This is a genomic window from Roseovarius lutimaris, from assembly GCF_900115165.1.
GTDB lineage: Bacteria > Pseudomonadota > Alphaproteobacteria > Rhodobacterales > Rhodobacteraceae > Roseovarius > Roseovarius lutimaris.
Map to the genome: position 1 here is coordinate 221,878 of NZ_FOVP01000002.1, position 21,611 is coordinate 243,488.

At 57.6% G+C, this 21,611-nt stretch carries 17 protein-coding genes and 1 tRNA gene; 7 read left to right on the plus strand and 11 right to left on the minus strand.

Annotated features, from left to right (window positions below; genetic code table 11):
• Positions 1-63 precede the first annotated feature (63 nt).
• The 3 genes from BMZ91_RS02705 to BMZ91_RS02715 are packed head-to-tail and all read left to right on the plus strand — an operon-like array spanning position 64 to position 3,577.
• Entirely contained in the window at positions 64-789 is a 726-nt protein-coding gene (locus BMZ91_RS02705) for a uroporphyrinogen-III synthase (RefSeq protein WP_092834023.1), read from the plus strand.
• A gap of 48 nt (positions 790-837) precedes the next feature.
• Positions 838-2,085 (plus strand): COG4223 family protein, encoded by a 1,248-nt coding sequence (locus tag BMZ91_RS02710; protein WP_092834025.1) that lies wholly within the window; start codon positions 838-840, stop codon positions 2,083-2,085.
• A 19-nt stretch (positions 2,086-2,104) separates the two neighbouring features.
• On the plus strand, positions 2,105-3,577 hold the full coding sequence (locus BMZ91_RS02715; protein WP_092834027.1) for a heme biosynthesis protein HemY: 1,473 nt from the start codon (positions 2,105-2,107) through the stop codon (positions 3,575-3,577).
• 831 nt (positions 3,578-4,408) lie between these two features.
• Here the strand turns inward: BMZ91_RS02715 and BMZ91_RS02720 are convergent.
• From BMZ91_RS02720 to BMZ91_RS02730, 3 genes are all read right to left on the minus strand, one after another.
• Positions 4,409-5,278 (minus strand): hypothetical protein, encoded by an 870-nt coding sequence (locus tag BMZ91_RS02720; RefSeq protein ID WP_143076283.1) that lies wholly within the window; start codon positions 5,276-5,278, stop codon positions 4,409-4,411.
• 132 nt (positions 5,279-5,410) lie between these two features.
• Positions 5,411-5,896, minus strand: coding sequence for a ribonuclease H family protein (locus tag BMZ91_RS02725; RefSeq protein ID WP_177193767.1), 486 nt, complete (start codon positions 5,894-5,896; stop codon positions 5,411-5,413).
• Between the two features lie 342 nt (positions 5,897-6,238).
• Positions 6,239-6,874: a recombinase family protein gene (locus BMZ91_RS02730; protein ID WP_092834032.1), complete on the minus strand. Its 636-nt coding sequence runs from the start codon at positions 6,872-6,874 to the stop codon at positions 6,239-6,241.
• Between the two features lie 495 nt (positions 6,875-7,369).
• On the opposite strand from BMZ91_RS02730, the gene BMZ91_RS02735 reads away from it, so the two are divergent.
• The 3 genes from BMZ91_RS02735 (at position 7,370) to BMZ91_RS02740 (ending at position 11,554) form a co-directional block, all read left to right on the plus strand.
• The gene (locus tag BMZ91_RS02735; protein ID WP_092834034.1) at positions 7,370-7,885 is read left to right on the plus strand and encodes a hypothetical protein; all 516 of its coding nucleotides are present in this window, start codon (positions 7,370-7,372) and stop codon (positions 7,883-7,885) included.
• Between the two features lie 145 nt (positions 7,886-8,030).
• Entirely contained in the window at positions 8,031-8,315 is a 285-nt protein-coding gene (locus BMZ91_RS21020) for a hypothetical protein (protein ID WP_143076284.1), read from the plus strand.
• Positions 8,273-11,554, plus strand: a complete 3,282-nt coding sequence (locus tag BMZ91_RS02740; protein ID WP_177193768.1) for an SIR2 family NAD-dependent protein deacylase — start codon at positions 8,273-8,275, stop codon at positions 11,552-11,554. The genes BMZ91_RS21020 and BMZ91_RS02740 overlap by 43 nt, the downstream gene beginning before the upstream one ends.
• 294 nt (positions 11,555-11,848) lie before the next feature.
• Here the strand turns inward: BMZ91_RS02740 and BMZ91_RS02745 are convergent, their stop codons facing one another.
• From BMZ91_RS02745 to dgcN, 6 genes are all read right to left on the minus strand, one after another.
• The gene (locus BMZ91_RS02745) at positions 11,849-13,213 is read right to left on the minus strand and encodes a site-specific integrase (protein WP_245736187.1); all 1,365 of its coding nucleotides are present in this window, start codon (positions 13,211-13,213) and stop codon (positions 11,849-11,851) included.
• A gap of 109 nt (positions 13,214-13,322) precedes the next feature.
• Positions 13,323-13,398 (minus strand) — tRNA-Thr (locus BMZ91_RS02750).
• A gap of 112 nt (positions 13,399-13,510) precedes the next feature.
• Positions 13,511-14,002: a VOC family protein gene (locus tag BMZ91_RS02755; protein WP_092834038.1), complete on the minus strand. Its 492-nt coding sequence runs from the start codon at positions 14,000-14,002 to the stop codon at positions 13,511-13,513.
• A gap of 100 nt (positions 14,003-14,102) precedes the next feature.
• The gene (locus tag BMZ91_RS02760; protein ID WP_092834151.1) at positions 14,103-14,963 is read right to left on the minus strand and encodes a D-amino-acid transaminase; all 861 of its coding nucleotides are present in this window, start codon (positions 14,961-14,963) and stop codon (positions 14,103-14,105) included.
• 4 nt (positions 14,964-14,967) lie between these two features.
• Positions 14,968-15,933 (minus strand): N-acetyl-D-Glu racemase DgcA, encoded by a 966-nt coding sequence (gene dgcA, locus BMZ91_RS02765; protein WP_092834040.1) that lies wholly within the window; start codon positions 15,931-15,933, stop codon positions 14,968-14,970.
• Positions 15,934-15,998: 65 nt separating this feature from the next.
• Complete coding sequence (gene dgcN / locus BMZ91_RS02770; protein WP_092834042.1) at positions 15,999-17,000, minus strand: N-acetyltransferase DgcN; 1,002 nt, start codon at positions 16,998-17,000, stop codon at positions 15,999-16,001.
• Between the two features lie 254 nt (positions 17,001-17,254).
• On the opposite strand from dgcN, the gene BMZ91_RS02775 reads away from it, so the two are divergent.
• Positions 17,255-18,214, plus strand: a complete 960-nt coding sequence (locus BMZ91_RS02775) for an L-malyl-CoA/beta-methylmalyl-CoA lyase (protein WP_092834153.1) — start codon at positions 17,255-17,257, stop codon at positions 18,212-18,214.
• An 18-nt stretch (positions 18,215-18,232) separates the two neighbouring features.
• On the opposite strand, the gene BMZ91_RS02780 is transcribed toward BMZ91_RS02775, so the two are convergent.
• Together BMZ91_RS02780 and BMZ91_RS02785 are read right to left on the minus strand one after the other, a co-directional pair.
• Positions 18,233-20,320, minus strand: a complete 2,088-nt coding sequence (locus tag BMZ91_RS02780) for a dipeptide ABC transporter ATP-binding protein (RefSeq protein WP_092834155.1) — start codon at positions 20,318-20,320, stop codon at positions 18,233-18,235.
• Between the two features lie 99 nt (positions 20,321-20,419).
• The gene (locus BMZ91_RS02785) at positions 20,420-21,604 is read right to left on the minus strand and encodes an ABC transporter permease (RefSeq protein ID WP_092834044.1); all 1,185 of its coding nucleotides are present in this window, start codon (positions 21,602-21,604) and stop codon (positions 20,420-20,422) included.
• Positions 21,605-21,611 lie beyond the last annotated feature (7 nt).

Consider the following 21,611-nt stretch of genomic DNA (forward strand, 5'->3'; position numbering starts at 1 on the left):
CGTTGCGTGATGGTTGCGAGGCAGGTAACACCTTATCTCGCAGGCAACAACTCTGGACAGTGGATGACCGTGACGATCCTGATCACCCGGCCCGACCCCGCCGCGACACGCTTTGCCGATCAGGTCACGGCGTGTCTTGGGGATAAGGTTGCGACGCTCTGCGCGCCGCTGATGCGGATCGAATATGGCGGGGCGTTGCCGGATATTGGTGGTGATGAGGTGCTGATCTTTACCTCGCTCCATGGCGTGGCCGGGTTCTGTCGCCTGACCGCGCGGCGCGATTTTACCTGTTACGCTGTGGGCGATGCCACCGCCGAGGCGGCAAACCGTGCCGGGCTGCGCGCGATTTCGGCGGGCGGTGATGCAGGCGCTCTTTTGGCGCGGATCGCGGCGGATGGGGCCAGGGGCCCGTTTTTGCACCTGCGCGGCGAATATGTGGCGGCGGATATTGCCGCCGCCCTGCGGGATCAGGGCCATGAGGCGCGACAGGCCGTCGTCTATGAACAGGTCGATGCGAGCCTGAACGATCAGGCGCTGGCGCTTTTGGCCGGAGAGGCGCCGGTGATCGTGCCGCTGATGTCACCGCGCAGCGCGCAGGTGTTTTTTGCGGAGGCCCAGGGCGCGGTGGCGCCGATCCTTGTCGCGGCGATAAGTAGCAATGCTGCCGACGCGGTGCCCCCTGGCAAGACCAAAGTGGTTGAAATCGCGCAAACCCCTGACGCGAGGGGTGTTTTGAATGTGCTGTGCAATCTGGTCAAGCGGCTTGAGGGTGGAAACCCCGCGCAGTAAGGTCAGATTCAAAGATGTGGATCACAAGATTCGAAAAGGTGGTGTAACGTGGCTGAGAAAAAGAAAACATCAAAGGATCGGGCCGGTGCAGATGAGGCATCGCAAAGCACCGATACCACAGCAGATGTTCAGCCCACCTTCGCGCATGCAGCCTTGGATGAAGAGACCACGCCCGAGACCGCCGACAACAGCGCCGCCAAGCAAAGCGATGATGATGCTTCAGAGGACATGACCGCGACCGTCGCGGAAGATACCTCAGACGACATCCCCTCGGATGAGGGCACCGCCGCACATGACGACACAGACGACAGCGCCGAGGAAAGCCCGGCAATGCAACCATCGCCGATGGTCACCACCGAACAGGTCGTGGTGCGAGAGGGCGGGTTCTGGTCGATGGTTCTTGGCGGGATCGTCGCGGCGGGTGTCGGGGCTCTGGCTGCACCCTATGTGCTGCCACAGGCCTGGTTTGAAAACGGCGATAGCGCGCTTGAGACGCGAATTGAACAGGGGCTTGGCGCGCAGGATCAGCGGATCAACGCCCTCAATGCGCAAATTGACGGGCTGACCGTGCCGCCTGATCGCGCTGACGAAATCAACGGGCTTGGTGAAACGCTGACCGCGCTGACCGGCCAGATCTCGGGGCTTGAAGAGCGGATAAGCGCCCTTGAAAGCCGCCCGCTTGCCCCGTCTGGCGGTGGCGCCCCGGCCGCCGAGCTTGAGGAATTGCGCAGAGCGATTGAGGCGCAAAGTACAGAGATTGAAGCGCTGAGCGCCGAAGCGCTGGCGCGGGAATCTGCCGCGCAGCAAGGCGCAATCGCGACGCTGCGCCGGGCGGCAATGACGCGCATTCTGACCGCGCTTGATACCGGTAGCGATTTCGCCCCGGCACTGGCCGATCTGCGGGATACCGGCGCCGAAGTGCCCGACGCGCTTGCCGATGTGGCCGACACCGGCGTGCCGACACTGCCCGCCCTGATCGAGCGCTTTCCTGCGGCGGCGCGCTCCGCCCTGGCGGCGGCGCGGGTAGAAAGCGGTCAGGGCACAGCGGGCATCGGCAGTTTCTTTAAAAATCAACTTGGCGTGCGGTCTCTTTTGCCGCGCGAGGGGGATAACCCCGACGCGGTCCTGTCGCGGATCGAGGCGGCTGTTGGTGACGGGCGGCTAAGCGATGCCCTGGCCGAAATCGAACTCCTGCCCGATGTGGCACAAAACAAGCTGAGTGATTGGGCCGCACAAGTCACGCGCCGCAAAGAGGCCGTTGCCGCCGCCGAGGCGCTGGCCGATACATTGAATTAAGTTAGAAAAGGCGGGCGTCATGCTTTGGTCGATTATCAAGATTGTAGTTTTCATCGCGCTTGTCGCCGCCGCGACCCTTGGGGCAAGTTATCTTCTGGAGCTTGACGGCGGTGTGCGCATCGTGATGGCCGGGTTCGAGATCAACCTGACACCACTCAAGGCGGTGATGGCGCTGGTGATTCTGGTGCTGACGATCTGGCTTTTCATGAAGCTGGCGGGCATACTTGTTGCGGTTCTGAAATTCATCAACGGCGATGAAACCGCCTTGTCGCGACATTTTGACCGCAACCGCCAGGAAAAAGGCTATCGTGCGTTGTCCGAGGGGCTGCTTGCGCTTGCCTCGGGTGAGGGCGATGTCGCCATGAGCAAAGCCGCGCGCGCCGAGAAATACCTGAGAAAACCTGCGCTGACCAACCTGATAACCGCACAGGCCGCCGAAATGTCAGGCGATCGCCGCAAGGCCGAAGAAGTCTACAAGCGGTTGTTGCAAAATGACAAAACCCGCTTTGTCGGGGTGCGTGGCATCCTGCGCCAAAAGCTTGCCGAGGGCGACACCGAGACCGCCCTCAAGCTTGCACAGACCGCCTTTTCGCTTAAACCCCGCCACGCGGAGGTGCAGGATACGCTGCTGGAATTGCAGGCCCAGAAATCCGATTGGAAGGGCGCGCGCGAGACCCTGAATGCCAAGCTGAAATATGGCAGCCTGCCGCGCGATGTACATAAACGCCGGGACGCGGTTCTTGCCCTGTCCGAGGCGCGCGATGTGCTTGACGAGGGCAAGAGCATAGAGGCGCGCGAGGCCGCGATCGAGGCCAACAAGCTCTCGCCAGACCTTATCCCGGCGGCGGTTCTGGCGGCGCGTGGCTATATCGAGCAGGGCAACAAACGCCATGCGCTCCGTGTGCTGAACAAGGCCTGGGTTGTGCATCCGCATCCTGACCTTGCGGCGGCCTTTGCCGCGATCGAGCCTGATGAGACCCCGCAACAGCGGCTGAAGCGGTTTGGCAAGCTGCTCAAGGTGCATCCCGAAAATCGCGAAACCATGCTTCTCAAGGCAGAGCTTAACATCGCCGCCGAGGATTTCCCCGGTGCGCGTCGCGCGCTTGGCGATCTGGCCGAGGTTGAGCCCGATGCCCGCGCACTGACCATCATGGCGGCGATCGAGCGTGGCGAAGGCGCCCCGGATGCGGTTGTCAAAGGCTGGCTGGCGCGCGCCCTTTCGGCGCCACGCGGGCCGCAATGGGTTTGCGACAAATGCCATCACATCCACGCCGAATGGGTGCCTGCCTGTGAAAATTGTCACTCGTTTGACACCCTGAGCTGGACCGCGCCGCCCAATACCATGATGACAACGCCCACCGGGCTTGAAATGTTGCCGCTGATCGTGGGCGCCCTTGACGACCAAGAGCCCGATACGCCCGAAGAAGACGACGATACCGTGCTGGACGCCGAGATTGTCGAAGAGGGCGAAGAGGAAAAGCCCGAAAAATAGCTTCCCCGTTTTTCGCAGAGCGGTTGTAGGTCAGCTGGTAGAGCACGTGATGCGTAGTAAGTGCTCATTCAATTTCGAGAATTGCACGGGTTCATATCCGCGCGATCCATTGGGCCGTAGGACGGGATATGCCCATATGTGATCCAGTTTGCCGCGGCTTGCCACGAATACCCGAATTGGTGCAGCGCGACGCATAGTTCCCTGAACGATTTTTTCTATTCCCGCACACTCCTTGCTGACAAGCAAGATCTCGTGCCAAGTCGGGAGATCGCCATTTTTCTAGGGAATGTTGTGAGGTTCCGTACCAGCCTTGTGCGGAAAAAATGGTGCCTCAAGAGGGGGACGCCCGCGTTCATACCCCCTTGTTTTCAATGGGATATTACAGGTGCTATGTATAAATGTGTAGTGAAATGTGTATACAGAACTGATTATCAGATCACAGCCGTGAGGGGTTGGGGCCACACCATTGGCGTAGCCCCTACAGTATTTATACGGCTTGGCGCTTTCGCCGTTCAATGAACCATAGGAGGCCCAAGGTTCGCATCGTCCAGCCTTCAAAGTTGGCGGTGTCATCCCGCATGATGAACCACGACATTTCGCTAGCAAGGTGGGGAGAATACCGGATTGAGAGTTTATACATTGAATTTCCCTTCAAGGTTACTGTGAAGGGGCCTCTGGATCATCCCACAAATGGAAATATCGTTTGCCATCAACCTATTAGAAGGCCCCTTAGGCAGGGGAAAGGGCAAATCTCACCCTCCCCAATTGGGTGCCCAGAGCTTTGGGGGTAGCTGTGCAGGTTTCCGGCAAGGTCAGTGAGGGCATCATCAATCAGAAATCTATGATCTCATTCCCATCAAGCTCCTCAGACTGTTCCTTGTCGACTTCCTCCAAGAGTGCCCGTCCGCCGCCATCAAGGGCGTCCCAAAAGTACACCGTTTGGATCAAGCTTGAGGGCAGCGCGGGTGAAATGATCTCTAACGCCCTCGCAAGCGCCTCCGGACTTTCTACCATCCTCTGCCCGCCTATCGCACTCCCAAGTTTCTTTGCCCATTCCTGTGCTTGTGCTTCAATCATGTCGGAGTGAAACTCGCGTTCATCCTTGCCCTGATCCAGCATCCTCGCCCAGTCCCATCCTTGATCTATCAAGGTTTCCTGATGGATGGGCTTTGCCCTCAGGCGATCAAACACAGCCCGCATAATCGAGATTTGGCTTTTGCTAGCGCCCGTCCACGCCGCTTGATCCTTGATTGATCCGGTGCCACAGCACACCAGACGCCAAGCCGCGTTTCCCCGCTCTTCACGGGTAATTGTGACTTTCTCGCGGGCATTGAGGGGGGAGGCAGCGCCAAAGGCTTCTTCAAGCGGCATTGCGGGGTGGGCCTTCACGGCCACCTTGCGGGTTTCCCCGCCGCGCTCCTGTGCCAATTTGATGGCCTCAAGGCGGTGGTGCCCGTCTATCACAATCCAGCGCAGTCCGCTCCACCAAAGATGTATTGGCTCATCAAGACAGAGGGCCGAAAGGTCGCCCGCGATCTCCCCAACCCTATCCATATCCAGTCCCTCAGCCCTCACTTGAAACACCAGCGGTTCTGTTGAGATTTCTTTCAGATGGAGGCGTTCGGGCGTTCTCTCGGGTGGCTGGGGGTTGTCAGCCTTCTCCCGCCTGAGCCTGTCAAGTGTCGCGCTGGGCGTATCCATGGGGGCGTCTCCTGTTCTGTTGATGATCTCTATGGCTGCGATAAAGCTGGAGGGGGCGCAGTTGCCCACGCCCTCCCTTACCGGCCCTTGCAGGGCCTTCACGCGCTCTCAGTTTCGTGCCGCCGCGTCCCGTCATGCACGAAAGACCCTTTGAACGGCTTTGTCAGCGGCCTCCCCCGCCAAGGCGTCCACGCCATCATTGTCCGGGTCACCTGAGTGGGCTTTGATCTTGTGAAGCGTCACCTCTCGGGTCTCCGTCAGGGCGTTAATCTTTTCCCACAATTCACGATTGGCAACGTCTTTTCCGTTCGTCTTTCGCCAGCCACGCTTGATCCATCTTTCAAGGTGCTTCTCAAGGTTGTCCTTGATGTATCCGCTGTCTAGGCACACCAGCACGGATGCGCCCTCTGGGGTCGCCGTGAGGGCATCTATAACGGCCCACATTTCAGCGATGTTATTGGTGGTGTCCAGACTTTGGCGTGACTTTTCGATGATTTGCCCATCTGGCGAGTAAAGGCGAAAGGCGCATCCACCGGGTCCGGGGTTGCCCTTGCAGCTTCCATCTGTGTAAGCCACGTAAAATCCAGCGGCCTTGGCCGCTTCTGCAATAGTATCCATTCGGGTCGTTCCTGTCTTGTTGGTGGTTTCCATGATTGGGGGTTGGGACACAAGCAATCGCTCCCCCAGCGGAAACCGGGGGCCTCTTCGGTGCCTGACTGTTGTGTGTCTGGTGGGCACAGAAAAAATCGCGATGACTTATCTCTGATAGTACAACCTAATGGCTATCATCAGCACCACTCATCCGACCAAAACAGATAGGACGCACACAGGGGCGCTGGGAGGCCATCAGAGGGGCTCAAGGCCGATTGCCTGTGCTTTCCACCGGAGTCGCTCAAGTGCCCCTGAGGGGCCTTCTGTGGCCTGTCAGGCTGCTAGGTGGTTTCAACCTACGTTGACCATTCACAGCCCCCAACGCGCCAATGCAGTCTCAGCCGCCGCCGGGTCGCTCTTGATCCGCAGCACGGTTTGACGGGACACCCCAACCGCCTTGGCGATCTCAGAGGTGCCAGACCCGGTGGCCAGCATATCCCGCACCTTGTCTAGTCCGCCCCGGTCATAGGTGGGCTTTTTGCCTCGATACCGTTCCCGGTCGCCCTTGGCAGCCTCTATGCCTGCCTTCTGGGCCTCCTTGATGGCCTCTGCCTGTGCCTGTGCGGTTGCTGCCATGAAGGCGATCAGGGCGTCTCTCACGGCCTCCTGCATGGGGTCTCTGGTGGCCCCGTCGAAGGTCAGGTTGTTGATCACCGTCTTGATCACGACCCCTTGCCGCATGAAGTGGCGGATTGTGTCAGTCACATCCTGATAGTTCCGCCCCAGCCGGTCCACCCAGCGCACCACAAGAGTGTCCCCTTGCCGCAGCTTGTCGAACAGTCTGCGCCCGTTGGGACGCTCAGCCAAGGGGACAGAGATACCGGAAACCCCGTGATCCGACACCACATCATCAATGATAAAGCCAGCCGCCGTGGCTTGGGATAGCTGGTGATCAAGGTTCTGGTCTGCGGTCGAGACGCGGGCGTAAAGGATGGTTTGAGTCATAGTGGCCTCTCAGGGTGTCCGATTAGGTAGTGTCCCCTGATAAGCCTGTCCGTTGATGAATGTCAAGCCTTACGGACACCCTTTCGGTCACTTTCTGGGCGTCCCTTGGGGTACACCCTAACGGACAAAATAGAACGCACCCCTGCCCGACCTTGAAGGTGGCCCGGTGCATCATCACCCTTGATCAGACACCCCGTGGCGCTGGCCTTGGCCCCCGGTCCCGTCTCTGGCCTGTGTGGGTGGGGGTATGGGGGATAATACTGGCGCTCGGCTGGGGCGATATGGGGCTTCAGAAATGTGACCCGGAAAACAGCCGCAGTGGACTTGTAGCGACACAATCGGCCCTTTGCGGACACTCACAGTGTCGTCCGACGCTGCGCTGCAGCTTCCCGGAAGCAGGCATTAAGCATAGGCGCTTCAATCTGGTGGACAAAGAAATGGCCACGTGATTTCTTGGCTGTGAACAATGCCCATCTAACCTCGGAATAGACTGAAGTGCGGGATACTGACCAAACCATCACCTTCGACCAGATGAAAGGAACTATCGGCTCACTCGTGTTTCTTTGGTCGGGTATCGAACAGTCCCTTAATGAATCAATTGAAAATCTGCACACAGAGAAAAAATCCAAATCGGTTCATGGCATATCGAGGTCTATCGATGTGTGGTCGCTGGCGGTCAAACAAACGGATAATACCAGTACACTTCGGACGGACCTTTGCGATCGCTTGGTCAGAATGCTTAAGGAAGCGCTCGTGATCAGGAATCTCGTATGTCACGGATTGACTGGAATCTCCGTGCGACTTCACATCGATTACCCAGAAGCACATCTCAAAGTGCAGCTTGGGGAAGATACGCGTCTCCTGACTTGGAAACAACTTGATGAAATGTTTAGTTGGATGTCGAGGAGTAGGTGGCTCATCAGAGATTTGACCGAGGCCGCCATGGAAAATGACGCCCAGCGAGCCCATAACAGACTGATCCGTTGGGAGAAATTCCCCGAGCAACAGTAACGGCCCAAAGCCGACGTCCATTGAGGGGCTGGAATGCTGCACTGCGGTCCGTCAATTCGGACATTCGCTGAGTCCTCGCGATAGACGCGTAGCCCGTGGTTGCCTCCTCTGCTATTCTGCTAAAGCATCTAATTGAGGAAAGACATTGATTTCCATTTCAAACGGCAACTGGCCTGAAGGTTTCGATAAACTTCCAGATTTTCCAGCATTTGAAAGTTTCGCCAGGGCTCTCTGGGAAAATCAGGCGGCTGTTATGGTCGGCTCGGGTTTTAGTAGAGCCTGTCTACGTGAACCGACAGCACCCGCCCCACCCCTTTGGGGCGATTTCAAGGCGCGTATGGAGATCGCGCTGGGTTACAGTTCGGGTTATGACCTGATGCTTTGCGCTTGGCTCAGGAATATCAAACCCTTCATGGAGAGGATGGTTTAGATCGGTTGATCCGTGAGCTTGTGCCGGACGAGCGCTGGTCGCCCGGTCCCTTGCATAAACGGCTACTGGAATTTCCGTGGCAGGACGTGTTGACGACCAACTGGGATACACTGCTTGAACGAACGACGCCGGAAACACCTGATCGTGTTTATAGCTGCGTCAGGACTGTGCAGGATATAGCGCACCAAGCGGCTCCACGCATCATCAAGCTTCACGGGTCCTTGCCTTCACATAAGCCGTTTATCTTCACTGAGGACGAATTCCGTACGTATCCAGCAAATTTTGCTCCGTTCGTAAATCTTGCACAGCAGGTGATGCTTGAACATGAACTCTGCCTCATCGGCTTTTCAGGTGTTGACCCAAACTTTCTTGCTTGGAGCGGCTGGGCTCGCGATACCTTGGGAGCGTCGACACGTCGGATTAGGCTAGTTGGGTCATTGAACCTCACGCCACCAGCTAGAGCCCTTCTCGAAGCACGAAACGTGACACCTATTGATTTGGGGCCATTGGTCAAAGATGTCCACAGCAGCGAAAAGCACGAGCGAGCACTTGAGATTTTTTTCGAAGCTTTAAACTTTGCCAAACCGCCGTCCCCATTTGATTGGGTGAAGTCGCCGGATCGTTTTTCAGCGCCTCCGAACGCACCAGATCACGAGAAGGCGAGCAGAAAAGAAGTCGCGGAGACATGGGCCGGAGATCGCTTGTCTTACCCTGGTTGGATCGTAGGTCCAGTTCGACAAACGAATTCACTTACCTACAGCTTGCCGACGTTGAAAAAAGGTCCTGAAACGCCTGAAGCACACTTGAGATTTGCGGCGGAAAAAATTTGGCGACATCGAACGGCCTGTATCTGGATTTTCCAGAAAGACCTTGAAGAAGCAGACCAACATTACGATGCTGAACATTCAAATCTCTCATCACCTGAGCGCATCGCCTTATGCGTGGCCTGTGCGACGGAATGGCGTAGATTTCAGGATTGGGGTAAGTGGTCTGTGTGGATGGAACGTTTGCAGGCAATCTCCAGCGAAGAGGGTCGACTTGCGTATGCATACGAAGCTGGTCAGCGAGCCCTTCTGAAATGGGATGATGCTGCAATCCTGACATCCGCCACTAGCCTTAAATCCGAAGAACCAATTTGGATGATGCGACGCGCCGGTCTCTTGGCTACGCTGTATCACCACCGCGAGGCCGCCGAACTTTATCAGGCTGCGCTATTACGTATCAGACAAAAGCAAGTATCTGATCCAAAATCTGCGTGGCTTATTTCACTGGAGGGTTGGGCAGCGTTTTACCATCGTTGTTCTAAGTCGGCGCTGACTGACGATCCTTTCAGTTACCCTGAAGATGAGACTGACGAAACGCGCATGCGTTTCCTTGGTGCAAAAGCAGACCCATGGGACACGATTTCTCGCTATGACAATCTGACCACTAAGCGGATTGACCGTAACAGGAAGGACAGCGAACCGTGGTCGCTTTCATTCAAACCTGGCAGCTATCGGCATGGCGGTTCAACTCGCCTTGGTGGCGACGATGAATGTCCCTTTTATGGTTTACTTGAGCTTATCGAGCGCACAGGCGCACCTGAGACCATTTCGAACTTTGACGTGTTTTCTACCCGTGTCGAAACGGCTTATCGGGCTATCACAAATCCCGACGAAGATGACTTGATGGCATTTTTGGCTCGCTATCGTGGAGCGGACAAAAAGATACTCGATTGGGCGTTGCCGCGCACGAAGGTCGCGCAGCTAAGTACAGAAGCTGTCGAGCAGTTGCTTGAGGGTATTCAGAAACGTGTGGATCGTTTGCGAGCATTGAACGACACCCAAAACGGGAACAATCATCTCGCCTTCCTTTTGGAGGTAATGGCAAGGATTGTTATCCGAGCGCCATCTAAGAAGGCGTTGGAATTATTTCTTTGGGCCATCTCATTGTTTGAAAAACCGGCCATCTGGTGGGGTGGCTATGCTGCCAGCAACGCTGTTATGGAAGCGGCTGTTGAGGCGATGGCTTTAGCCGAAAAAAGCAGTGCTTTGCTAGCAGCAATTGGTCTTAAAACTCCAGGCGAGGGTGGTGCAGTAGCAACAGAACGTGACTGGCCAGAGCCAATCGATGCTTTCTCTGATCAAAATGCCAGTGATCTTGAAATATCAACTGCTACTTCGCTTCGCATAGACGAACTAATTTCACATGTAGAAAACGGGCAAAAGCTGGACCGTGGACGCGCAATTCGGCGTCTTCATTTATTGTTTAAGGCAGGAAAACTCTCTAATCTTCAGTCGCAAGCTCTTCAGGACGCAATTTGGAAGAGAAAGGGGGAGAGCGGATGGCCATCCGAGACTGATTTGCATCCATGGCTATTTCTTGAACTTCCCGGCCATGAACATGCATCAGAAGTGTTCCGCACGAATATCTTAAAAGCTGTTTCCGAAGGCAGCGTCAGCCATGATCTGTTGATGAACCTGAGAATTGGTCTCAAGGTTGGAGGTTATCTGTTAGACGAAGCAACGCTAGCGTCCTGTATCTCTGTATGTCTTGACTGGGTCCCGCCCAGCATGGAAGGGCGGTCCGATTTCGACATAGCAATGTCTGGCGATACAGGCCTCAATCGAATTACAGCGCGTGAGATCGGCGAAGTTCTGGCGCGGACGCTTCTGCCAATGTTTGACCCTCAAACAATCGCGGACAGAGACATTGAATCGCGTCTTACTGCGAATGAAAGCTACCAACGGTTGCCGCAACTGGTAGCGGTTGCGTACCAAATCGAGCGCCTTTTTCCTGAACATGCGAGTTTTGCACTATCGCTCGTGCGACTAGCGCTGGCCAGCCGAGACCCAGAACGCGTCTATCCAGCGTATGTCGCGATGATGCAATACACCCAAGATGAAGCTTTCGAGACCGAGAATAGCGGGGCAATTGTTGAGCTCTTGATGCACGCCATCGAACAGCGCACACAACCCGGTTTAAGCAGCGCACTCCATCTTATGTGCGATCTTGTTGCGACTGAACGCCTGAGCCCCGCCAACCAACAGCGAATTGTGGCTGCGCTTCCTGCCTTGATGGAGGAGTATCGTTACGATCAGGGACGCCTTGAAGTTCCTTCACTTGCCGATTTGCCCCTCGTTAGAAAACGTATCCACAGGTTAACATCGCTGCTGAGAAAGCAAGATTACCTGCTGGAGGAGATAGAAGCGCAGCTCAGCAATGATCCTTTGCCGGAAGTGCGCAACATCAACACTTAGTACGACGTCCCACGCTGTCGGGGGAAGAATTGGTCGGTTAAAACTTGCCTTTTTGAATGCTGCTAGCCAATCTTTGATCGAACTCAGCCTAGCATAAACGTTTGAATGACGGTTTTGGCCTGAACTTTCTGGATCTTCGCGCTTGCAACGAACTTCTGCTTTCCGCCTTGTTGATCACAGAAACGACGTGATCTTATGCATTTCCCACGCAAGTCCCGGCAGGCTGGCCTCGCTCTTGCCGTACATCGCCCCCTCATCCCTTTGACGGCTTTGAAGGACCGCCGCTGGCGCGGCCTATTCCCGACCCGCTTGGCGGCTTTCCCTATGCTCCCCCAGCGCCTTTACCAGTGCATCACGCTTCTGCTCCAGCGAAACGGGACCACCATAAGACGCATCTTCACCACGCCCTAGGGCATGACCTTGGATAGCCTTTTGGGTGTCCGGGAAAATTTCCGCAGCCCGCATTCTGTCCTTCATGTTGTGGCGCAGGCTATAGGGGACGTGGCGCTTGTTTTTGGTCAGCGCCCTAATGCGCCCCTTGAGGGCCTGTGACAGGCGATCCATTCCACCCTCCCCATAGAAACGGGGGAACGCGGGGGCCGCTTGATCATTGACACCCTTCACCGCTTGCACAGCCGCCTTTAGGGCCGCACCCACAAGGGGCACCTGTCGGTTAGACCATGAGGTTTTGAGTGTTCGGTCATTGCGTTCGTTTATCACAATGTGAGGTACAGGGTGATCGAGGATAATTTCACCGACCTGCAATTGCCTGATCTCGCTGGGCCTAGCCCCTGTGAAGTCTAACAAAGTCCAGATCGGCAAAAGGTCAGGACGCTTCTTGCTCAGGGCATCATAGACCCCTTCAATTACATGGGCTGGCAACGCCTCGCGCTCATCTTGGCGGCTCACGGTTGTTTTCTGGAATTTGAGCTTCAGGAATGGATTAACCCCGCCCGCGTCCAATTCACTCTGAGCCACCCCAATCACGGCGCTGATGTCATTCTTCTCCCGTTTAATTGTCGATACGGTAACGCCACCCGCCATCCGAATGCCCCGCCACTTTCGGGCGTCCTCACGGGTCAGTTTGGATATAAACTTGTCCGAACCTACGGCTGCTATCAGGTGGCGCTTCGCACGGTCTAACCGCTGCTCTTGCTTTTTGCGCTGCTCAGGCAAGCTCTTCACGTTTTCGGTCAGATAGAACTTAAAAGCGTCCGTGATGGTTGGCTCTGGGGTTTCCTTTGACACGCCCCCAAGGAGGGCTGAGGCCATCGCCGCTTCTTTCTCGGGGACACCTTCATATCTCCCGGTGTCTGGGTTTTGATAGCGATCAACCAGCTTTGCAGCCGCCTCTTCCCTCCAAGTCTGCTCATTTAGGTTGGGTCCGGGTCCGTGAGGGTCAGCGCCCCAACCTTCCAGCATTGCCTTCAGCCGCTCGCGTTGCTCGGTGGGCGATAGACCCGTCACGCCGTTCTTCGCCAGTGCCAGAATGTGTTCTATGCGCTCGTGGTAGGGGCCATAGGCAACAAGCGCCTCACCCTCGGTGCGACCAAGTGTCGAGACAAATTCCGTCTTACCTATCGACGCCAATAACGCCTTTGGGACGCGCCTGCGGTAAATGTAGTGACCATTTCGATTGTCAGTCTTGACGTGCTTCACGCTGAAACTCCGCATAACCCCACTCTCCATTGTGTATACGGGCGTGGATACAGGAGCACAATAAAGAAGAGTAAACGTCAGTAAAATCAAATACTTATGACGTTATTTTTGGTGCCTCAAGAGGGACTCGAACCCCCGACCTTGTCCTTACGAAGGACCTGCTCTACCAGCTGAGCTATTGAGGCGACGCAACCGCCCGTTTAAACGCAACGCGCTATCCGTTCAAGTCAGATTTAGAGCGCAATGGCGACGTCGCCGTCATGGTCTTCGGAGCTCTTCCTCTCAGCCGCAGCACTTTTAGGGGTCTGGCGGTGCGCAGGCCAAAAGCGCCTCAAGGTCGATGGGGTCGTTGACCATGGCAACGTCGCCGTTTGCGTCGCGCGGCCATTCTTCTTCGGGGCGATCGCGGTAAAGTTCGACACCGTTGCCGTCAGGGTCAGAGACATAAATCGCCTCACTCACCCCATGATCGGCGGCGCCCTCAATCGCGATACCTGCATGCACCACGCGACGCAGGGCATCGGCTAATTGCGCGCGGTCCGGGTAGAGAAACGCGGTATGGTATAGCCCGGTGTGACCCTTGGGCGCGGGTGTGCCGCCAAGGCTTTCCCAAGTGTTGAGGCCAAGGTGATGGTGATAGCCACCCGCCGACAAAAACGCCGCTCGTGTGCCGTATTTCTGCTGAAGCTCGAAACCAAGCACGCCCTGATAAAAGGCGATGGCGCGGTCAAGATCGGCCACCTTCAGGTGGACATGACCGATCCGGGTCTGGGGGTGAACGGGGGGCATGATCAGGGGCCTTTCTCTGGGTGCCCCAATCTAGCCATTGCGCGGCAAGTGCTCAATTCTCGTTCTTTGCCCATCTTCTGTGCGAAAATGCAAAGGTTGCCTAGATTGCCGCCTTCAGGCTTTCCTCAAGGTAGATCTCGCGCAAGCGTGGGGCGCGTTGCCCCGGTGTGCCATCGCCAATTGCTGCGCCGTCGATTTCCACCACCGGCATCACAAAGGCGCTTGCCGAGGTGACAAAGGCCTCATCCGCCGATTTTGCCTCTTCGATGGTAAAGTTGCGTTCCTCAACCTCCATTTGCGCCTCGCGGGCAAAGCGCAGCACGGCGGCGCGGGTGATGCCATGCAGGATATCGCTCGACAGGGCGCGGGTGATGATCTTGTTGCCCTTGACGATATAGGCGTTGTTGCTGGTGCCTTCGGTGACAAAGCCGTCCTCGACCATCCAGGCATCATCGCAGCCGGCCTTTTTCGCCATCATCTTGCCCATCGACGGATAAAGAAGTTGTACCGTCTTGATGTCGCGCCGACCCCAGCGGATATCCTCGATCGACACGATCCGAAGCCCGGTTTTGGCCACCGGAGTCTTGGCCATGCCGGGTTTGGACTGGGTGAACAGCACAAGCGTCGGTTCGGTGGTGTCGGGATCGGGAAAGACAAAGTCGCGGTCGCCATCGCTGCCGCGGGTGACCTGGAGATAGATCAACCCATCTTCGATCTCGTTGACGCGCACCAATTCGCGATGGATTTCAAGCAGGTCATCAAAGGCGACAGGTTTTTTCATGTCCAGCTCGGTCAGCGAGCGTTCAAGCCGTGCCTGATGGCCGCCAAAATCAATCAACTTGCCGCCCAGAACGCTGGTCACCTCATAAACCCCGTCCGCCATAAGAAAACCGCGATCAAAGATCGAAACACTCGCTTCGGTCTCAGGCAGGTATTGGCCGTTCACATAAACAGTGCGCATGGTGTTATCCCCAAAGCTCGGGCCCGGGCGGGTGCACCCCGGCGGCATCAAATGTCAAAGCGTTCTCACGGTCTTCGGCCAGAAGGAGCGGGCCGTCAAGGTCTGTCACCAACGCGCCTTGCGCGACAAGCGTCGCAGGCGCCATGGCAAGGCTTGATCCGACCATACAGCCAACCATCACCTGATACCCTTGCGCAAGCGCTGCGTCGCGCAGGGCAAGCGCCTCGGTCAGGCCGCCGGTTTTGTCGAGCTTGATGTTCACTACATCGTATTTGCCCTTCAAACCGGCAAGGCTGGCGCGATCATGACAGGATTCGTCGGCGCAGACCGGCACCGGGCGCTCCATCCCGATTAGCACGTCGTCCTCGCCCGAGGGCAGGGGCTGTTCCACCAATGCCACCCCAAGGCGCAGAAGATGGGGCGCAAGATCCGCATAGACTTCGGCGCTCCAGCCCTCATTGGCGTCGATGATGATCTTCGCCTCTGGCGCGCCACGGCGCACGGCCTCAAGGCGGGGCATGTCGTCGGGTGTGCCAAGTTTGATTTTCAGGATCGGACGATGGGCATTTTGTTCGGCCTGCGCCTGCATTTTTTCGGGGGCATCAAGCGACAGGGTATAGGCCGTGATTTCCGGCCCTGGTTGCGCCACGCCTGCCAGTTGCCAGACGCGTTGCCCGCTTTGCTTGGCCTCAAGATCCCAAAGCGCGCAATCGACCGCGTTGCGGGCCGCCCCGGCGGGCAACAGATCATAAAGCGCCGCGCGTGTCAGCTGATCGGGCAGGCCCGTGATCTCGGCGGTGACGCTGTCAAGAGTTTCGCCGTAACGCGCATAGGGCACACATTCGCCCCAACCGGTCACGCCGCCCTCGGTGACGCGCACGGTCAAAACCTGCGCCTCGGTCCGCGATCCCCGGCTGATGGTAAAAACCTGCGCAAGTTTGAACACGTCGCGGGTCACGTCAATCTGCATGGCTCAGCCCTTTCACCATTCCAAAAATACTCAAAATCCTCGACCTGCAATCAGGCCTAGACCTATCAGAGACCCGCCAGCGCATCCACAAGCTTGCCCGCGCCAAAGCGATAGGGGTCTGTGGCCGGAAGGCCCATTTCAGTCTCTACCTTGGCCAGATAGGCAAGCGCGGCTTCTTCACTCATATGCTGGGTGTTGACCGATATGCCAACCACCTCACAGGCAGGATTGGCCACGCGTGCAATCGGCAACGCCATGTCGCGCAGCGCCTCAAGCGAGGGCAAGGCGTAATCCGGCAGGCCGCGCATATGGGTGCGGGTGGGTTCATGGCACAGAATAAGGGCGTCGGGTTGTCCGCCATGAATAAGCGCCATGGTCACCCCCGAGAACGAGACGTGAAACAGGCTACCTTGCCCCTCGATCAGATCCCAGTGATCATCGTCATTGTCCGGCGTTAGCCATTCCACCGAGCCGGCCATGAAATCGGCAACCACGGCATCAAGAGGCACGCCGTCGCCGGTGATCAGAATGCCGGTTTGCCCGGTCGGGCGAAACGTGGCCTTCAGACCGCGCGCGATCATGTCACGCTCCATGGCCATGGCGGTGTACATCTTGCCGACTGAGCAATCGGTGCCGACGGGAAGACAGCGTTTGCCGCGGCGTTTCTTGCCATCGGCAATTGGATAGCTGAGCGATGGCACCCGCACGTCATGCAGCGCGCGGCCGGTCGCCTCGGCGACGGCGCGCAGGTCGGGCTCGTCCCGCAGCAGGTTGTGCAGTCCGGAGGCCAGATCAAACCCCTCTTCGAGGGCAGCGACCAGCACCTTTTTCCATTCCTTGCTGATGACCCCGCCCCGGTTGGCGACGCCAATCACCAGGGTTTGTGCGCCCGCCGCCCTGGCCTCGGCCAGGGTCATGTCGGCCAGCCCAAGATCGGCACCACAGCCCGGCAGGCGAAATTGTCCCACGGCGTTTTCGGGCCGCCAGTCACGAATGCCGATGGCCACCTTGGCGGCAAGCATGTCAGGCACATCGCCGAGGAACAAAAGATAGGGGGTGTTGATCATGGCGCGTCCTTTCGAGAGCAAGTGGTGGTGGCAACTTCCTATGAAACGGGCACGATTATCTAGCGAAATTTCTGCTAAAGCGAGAATTTGCACATGTTTCTTCGATAAAAAGGAAATTACAGCGAATTTTCTACGCATACCGATTGGCCAACCGGTTTTTATGGCAAGTGAAAAGCAGCTTGCGACCGGGCGCGCAATTTCATACCCAATGGCGCGAGAAATACGCAACTTCCTTAATCACGGAGCCGCCCGACATGAGCTTTCGCTTGCAACCCCCCGCCCCCGCCCGCCCCAATCGCTGTCAGCTGTTCGGCCCCGGTTCCAATACCAGGTTGTTCGAAAAGATGGCGGCCAGTGCGGCGGATGTGATCAATATCGACCTTGAAGACTCTGTTGCCCCCAGTGACAAGGATGTCGCGCGCCAGAATACCATCGAGGCGATCAACACGGTGGATTGGGGCAAAAAGTACCTGAGCGTGCGGATCAACGGGCTGGATTCGCCATTCTGGTATCGCGATGTGGTCGATCTTCTGGAACAGGCGAGCGACCGGCTTGATCAGATCATGATTCCCAAGGTGGGCTGTGCGGCGGATATCTATGCTGTTGATGCGCTTGTGACCTCGATCGAGGCCGCCAAAGGCCGCAAAAAGCCGATCAGCTTTGAGGTGATCATCGAATCCGCTGCCGGCATTTCCCATGTCGAGGAAATTGCCGCCGCGAGCCCCCGCCTTCAGGCGATAAGCCTTGGTGCCGCTGATTTCGCGGCGTCGATGGGCATGTCGACCACCGGCATTGGCGGCACGCAGGAAAACTATTACATGCTGCACGAGGGCCAGCGGCACTGGTCAGATCCCTGGCATTGGGCGCAGACGGCAATCGTCGCGGCCTGTCGCACCCACGGAATTTTGCCGGTAGACGGGCCGTTTGGCGACTTTAGTGATGACGAAGGGTTCCGGGCGCAGGCGCGCCGGTCGGCCACCCTTGGGATGGTCGGAAAATGGGCGATCCACCCCAAGCAAATCGCGCTGTCCAATGAGGTTTTCACACCCTCGGATGAGGCCGTGAACGAGGCACGTGAGATCCTTCAGGCGATGGAAGAGGCAAAGGCGCGCGGCGAGGGGGCCACGACCTATAAGGGCCGCCTTGTGGACATCGCCAGTATCAAGCAGGCCGAGGTGATTGTGAAACAGGCAGAGATGATCGCCTCGCAATAAGTCGGGCGCGGTCATGGCCTATTCGGCGGCGACCTTGATCACGGCTTCCATCTGCTCAAGCTTCTCTTGCGCGAGATGGCACTTGATCTGATGGCCCGGCGCGAGATCGCGCAGGGGCGGCACCTGTTTTTCGCAAAGCCCGTCGGGAACCTCGGATTTCCAGCGGCAGCGGGTCTGAAACGGACAGCCGGGCGGCGGGTTCATAGCCGAGGGCACGTCGCCCTCAAGCACGATATGCTTTTTCTCGATGCTGGTATCGGCGATGGGCACAGCAGACAAAAGCGCCTCGGTATAGGGGTGGTAGGGGGGCGCAAAAACCTGATCTGTCGTGCCGAGTTCCACCACATGGCCCAAGTACATCACCATCACGCGGTCGCTGAGATAGCGCACGATGCTAAGGTCATGGCTAATGAACAAAAGCGTGGTTTTCTGCTTGCGCTGGATTTCCATCAACAGGTCGGTCACTGCGGCCTGCACGCTCACATCAAGTGCCGAAACCGGTTCGTCGGCCACCACAATCCGCGCGCCGCCGGCAAAGGCGCGGGCGATGCCGACGCGCTGTTTCTGCCCGCCCGAAAGCTGGCGCGGCATGCGGTCGCCAAATTCACGCGGGAGCTTGACCAGATCAAGCAGGCGCATCATTTCATCGCGCCGTTCCTGCTCGGTTTTTCCAACCCCGAAGATCTCCAGCGCGCGCATGATCTGGCGCCCCACCGTCATCGACGGGTTGAGGGTGTCAAACGGGTTCTGGAACACCATCTGCACATCGGCCACGGTCTGAGTGCCGCGTCTCTCTATCGAGGTCTGCTCGATGTTGTGGCCGTCCAGAAGGATCGCGCCTTCGGTCGCGGTCTCAAGCCCCATCAAAACCTTGGCAAAGGTTGATTTGCCACAGCCCGATTCCCCGACGATGGCCAGTGTTTCGGATTCCCGCGCCTCAAAGCTCAGGGTTTCGTTGGCCTTGACCACGCGCGTTCCGGCGCTTCCGCCAAACAGGGCGTTGGCGGCCACCTCATAGTATTTCTTGAGGGCGTCAACCTTGAGAATCACCTTGCCGGGATTGGTCGCCGCAGTCTCGGCGCTGGCCGCAATCGGTGCATGCCAGTCGATATCGCGGTAGCGCAGGCAGCGGGTGAAATGCCGATCATCGCCGTCAATCGGTGCCATCGGAATGCTCGTGCCATCGCATTGACCGGCCTGAAAGTAATCACAACGTGGCCCGAAATTACAGCCATCCGGCCGTTCATGCGGGAGGGGAAAGTTGCCGGGAATGGCCTTGAGGGGGCGGTTGTTCTTGTTGGCGCCGGGCAAGGGAATCGACCGGAAAAGCGCCTGCGTATAAGGGTGCTGCATCTTGTCGAACACGTCCTTGATGCTTCCGGTTTCGACCGCCTCGCCGGAATACATCACGCAAATCCGGTCACAGGTTTCAAGGACAAGCCCAAGGTTATGGCTGATGAACAGCATCGAGGTGCCGTATTTCTTGCCCAGATCCTTGACCAGATCGACAACCGCCGCCTCGACGGTCACATCAAGGGCGGTGGTCGGTTCGTCGAGAATCAAGAGCGATGGCTTGGACATAAGCGCCATAGCGATCACGATGCGCTGTTGTTGCCCGCCCGACAACTGATGGGGATAGGATTTAAGAATGCGCTCGGGGTCGGGCAACTTGACGTCATTCACCACATCCAGCGCGCGCGCCCAGGCGTCGCTTTCTGAAATCCCCTCGTGGATCATCGGCACTTCGATAAGTTGTTTGCCGATCCGCATGGCCGGGTTCAGGCTTGCCATCGGCTCCTGATAGATCATCGCGATTTCATTGCCGCGGATATCGCGCAGATCTTCGGCGCTCATCTCGGCAAGGTCGCGCCCCTTGAAGCGGACAGAGCCGCTGACAACCCTGCCATTGACGCCCAGATCCTGCATTACGCCAAGCGCTACGGTGGACTTGCCACAGCCGGATTCCCCGACAAGGCCGACCGCCTCGCCGGGCTGAACGCTCACGGAAAAATCCATCACGGCCGGGATTTCGCGCAGCCGCGTGAAAAAGGAAATCGACAGGTTGCTGATCTCAAGGATCGGTCCGTCATATGCGTCCTTTGCCATTCTGATCTCCCATTTCAGCGGGGCGATTTTGCCCTCTTTCATCTTTCCCGAAATACTCCGGGGTCCGGGGGCCGGCCCCCGGTGGTGATCCCTCACCGCTCAGTCTCGCAGGCTTTCCTCGCGCAAGCCATCCGCCAAGAGGTTCAACCCCAGAACCAGGCTCAGCAGTGCAAAGGCGGGGGGCAGGGCCGGGTGCAGATACATCGTGAGAAGCTTGCGCCCCTCGTTGATCGTGCTGCCCCAATCGGGGCTTTCGGGGCTGAGGCCGAGACCGAAAAAACCCAAGGTGCCCAAAAGGATCGTGGTATAGCCGATGCGCAGGCAGAAATCGACAAGAAGCGGCCCGCGCGCATTAGGCAGAATTTCCCAGAGCATGATGTACCACGGCCCTTCGCCACGGGTCTGGGCGGCGGCGACATAGTCGCGGGTCTTGATATCCATGGTGAGGCCGCGCACGATGCGAAACACCGTCGGAGAATTGACAAACACCACCGCCACGAACACCACCAAAAGGTTGGGTGGAAACCCGATGATCCCAAGCGGATCGGCATTCCAGGCAATCCCGAGATAAAGCCAGAGACCGATCACGAGCGTCACGCCGACATAAAGGTTGCGGCGCGTCGGCTGGGTGTGAAACCGCGAATTCCACAGGATGACCAGAAACACGATCGGAAAAACGAACAGCACGGCGGCCATATAGACTGGGATACCGGTCAGCACGATTTCCGGCGTGACCAGCAGGTAAAACAGCAGGATCACCGGAAAGGCCAGAATGAGGTTGGCCAGAAACGACAGCACCGTATCAAGCTTGCCACCGTAATACCCCGCCGGCAGGCCAAGGGTGATCCCGACCATAAAGGCGAACAGGCTGGCGAAGGGGGCGATCTTGATCACCTCCCAGGCGCCTACGATCATCCGGCTGAACACATCCCGGCCAAGGTGGTCGCCGCCAAACAGGTAATAGGGATAGGCGTTCGGGTCGGGCGCACCGATCAGCTTGCTGAATGGCGTGCCCGGCGGTTTGTTCTTCATCGAGGCCGATTGTTCCAGCACCCCATGGGTGGTGATCAGATCAAACGCGCCGCCAAAAACGCCGGTAAAGACCCAGAACATCACCATGGCAAAACCGATCATGCCGATCGGGCTGTCGAACAGCTTGCCATAAAGGCCCAGTCGGCGCTTGCAGGTGACCGATAGGGCGAAGGTCACCACGAGGGCGATCCAGACCGGCGTGAACTGCCCCAGCATGCGCAGGATAATCTCGCCCCAGCTCAGGGATTCCATGGCTTCT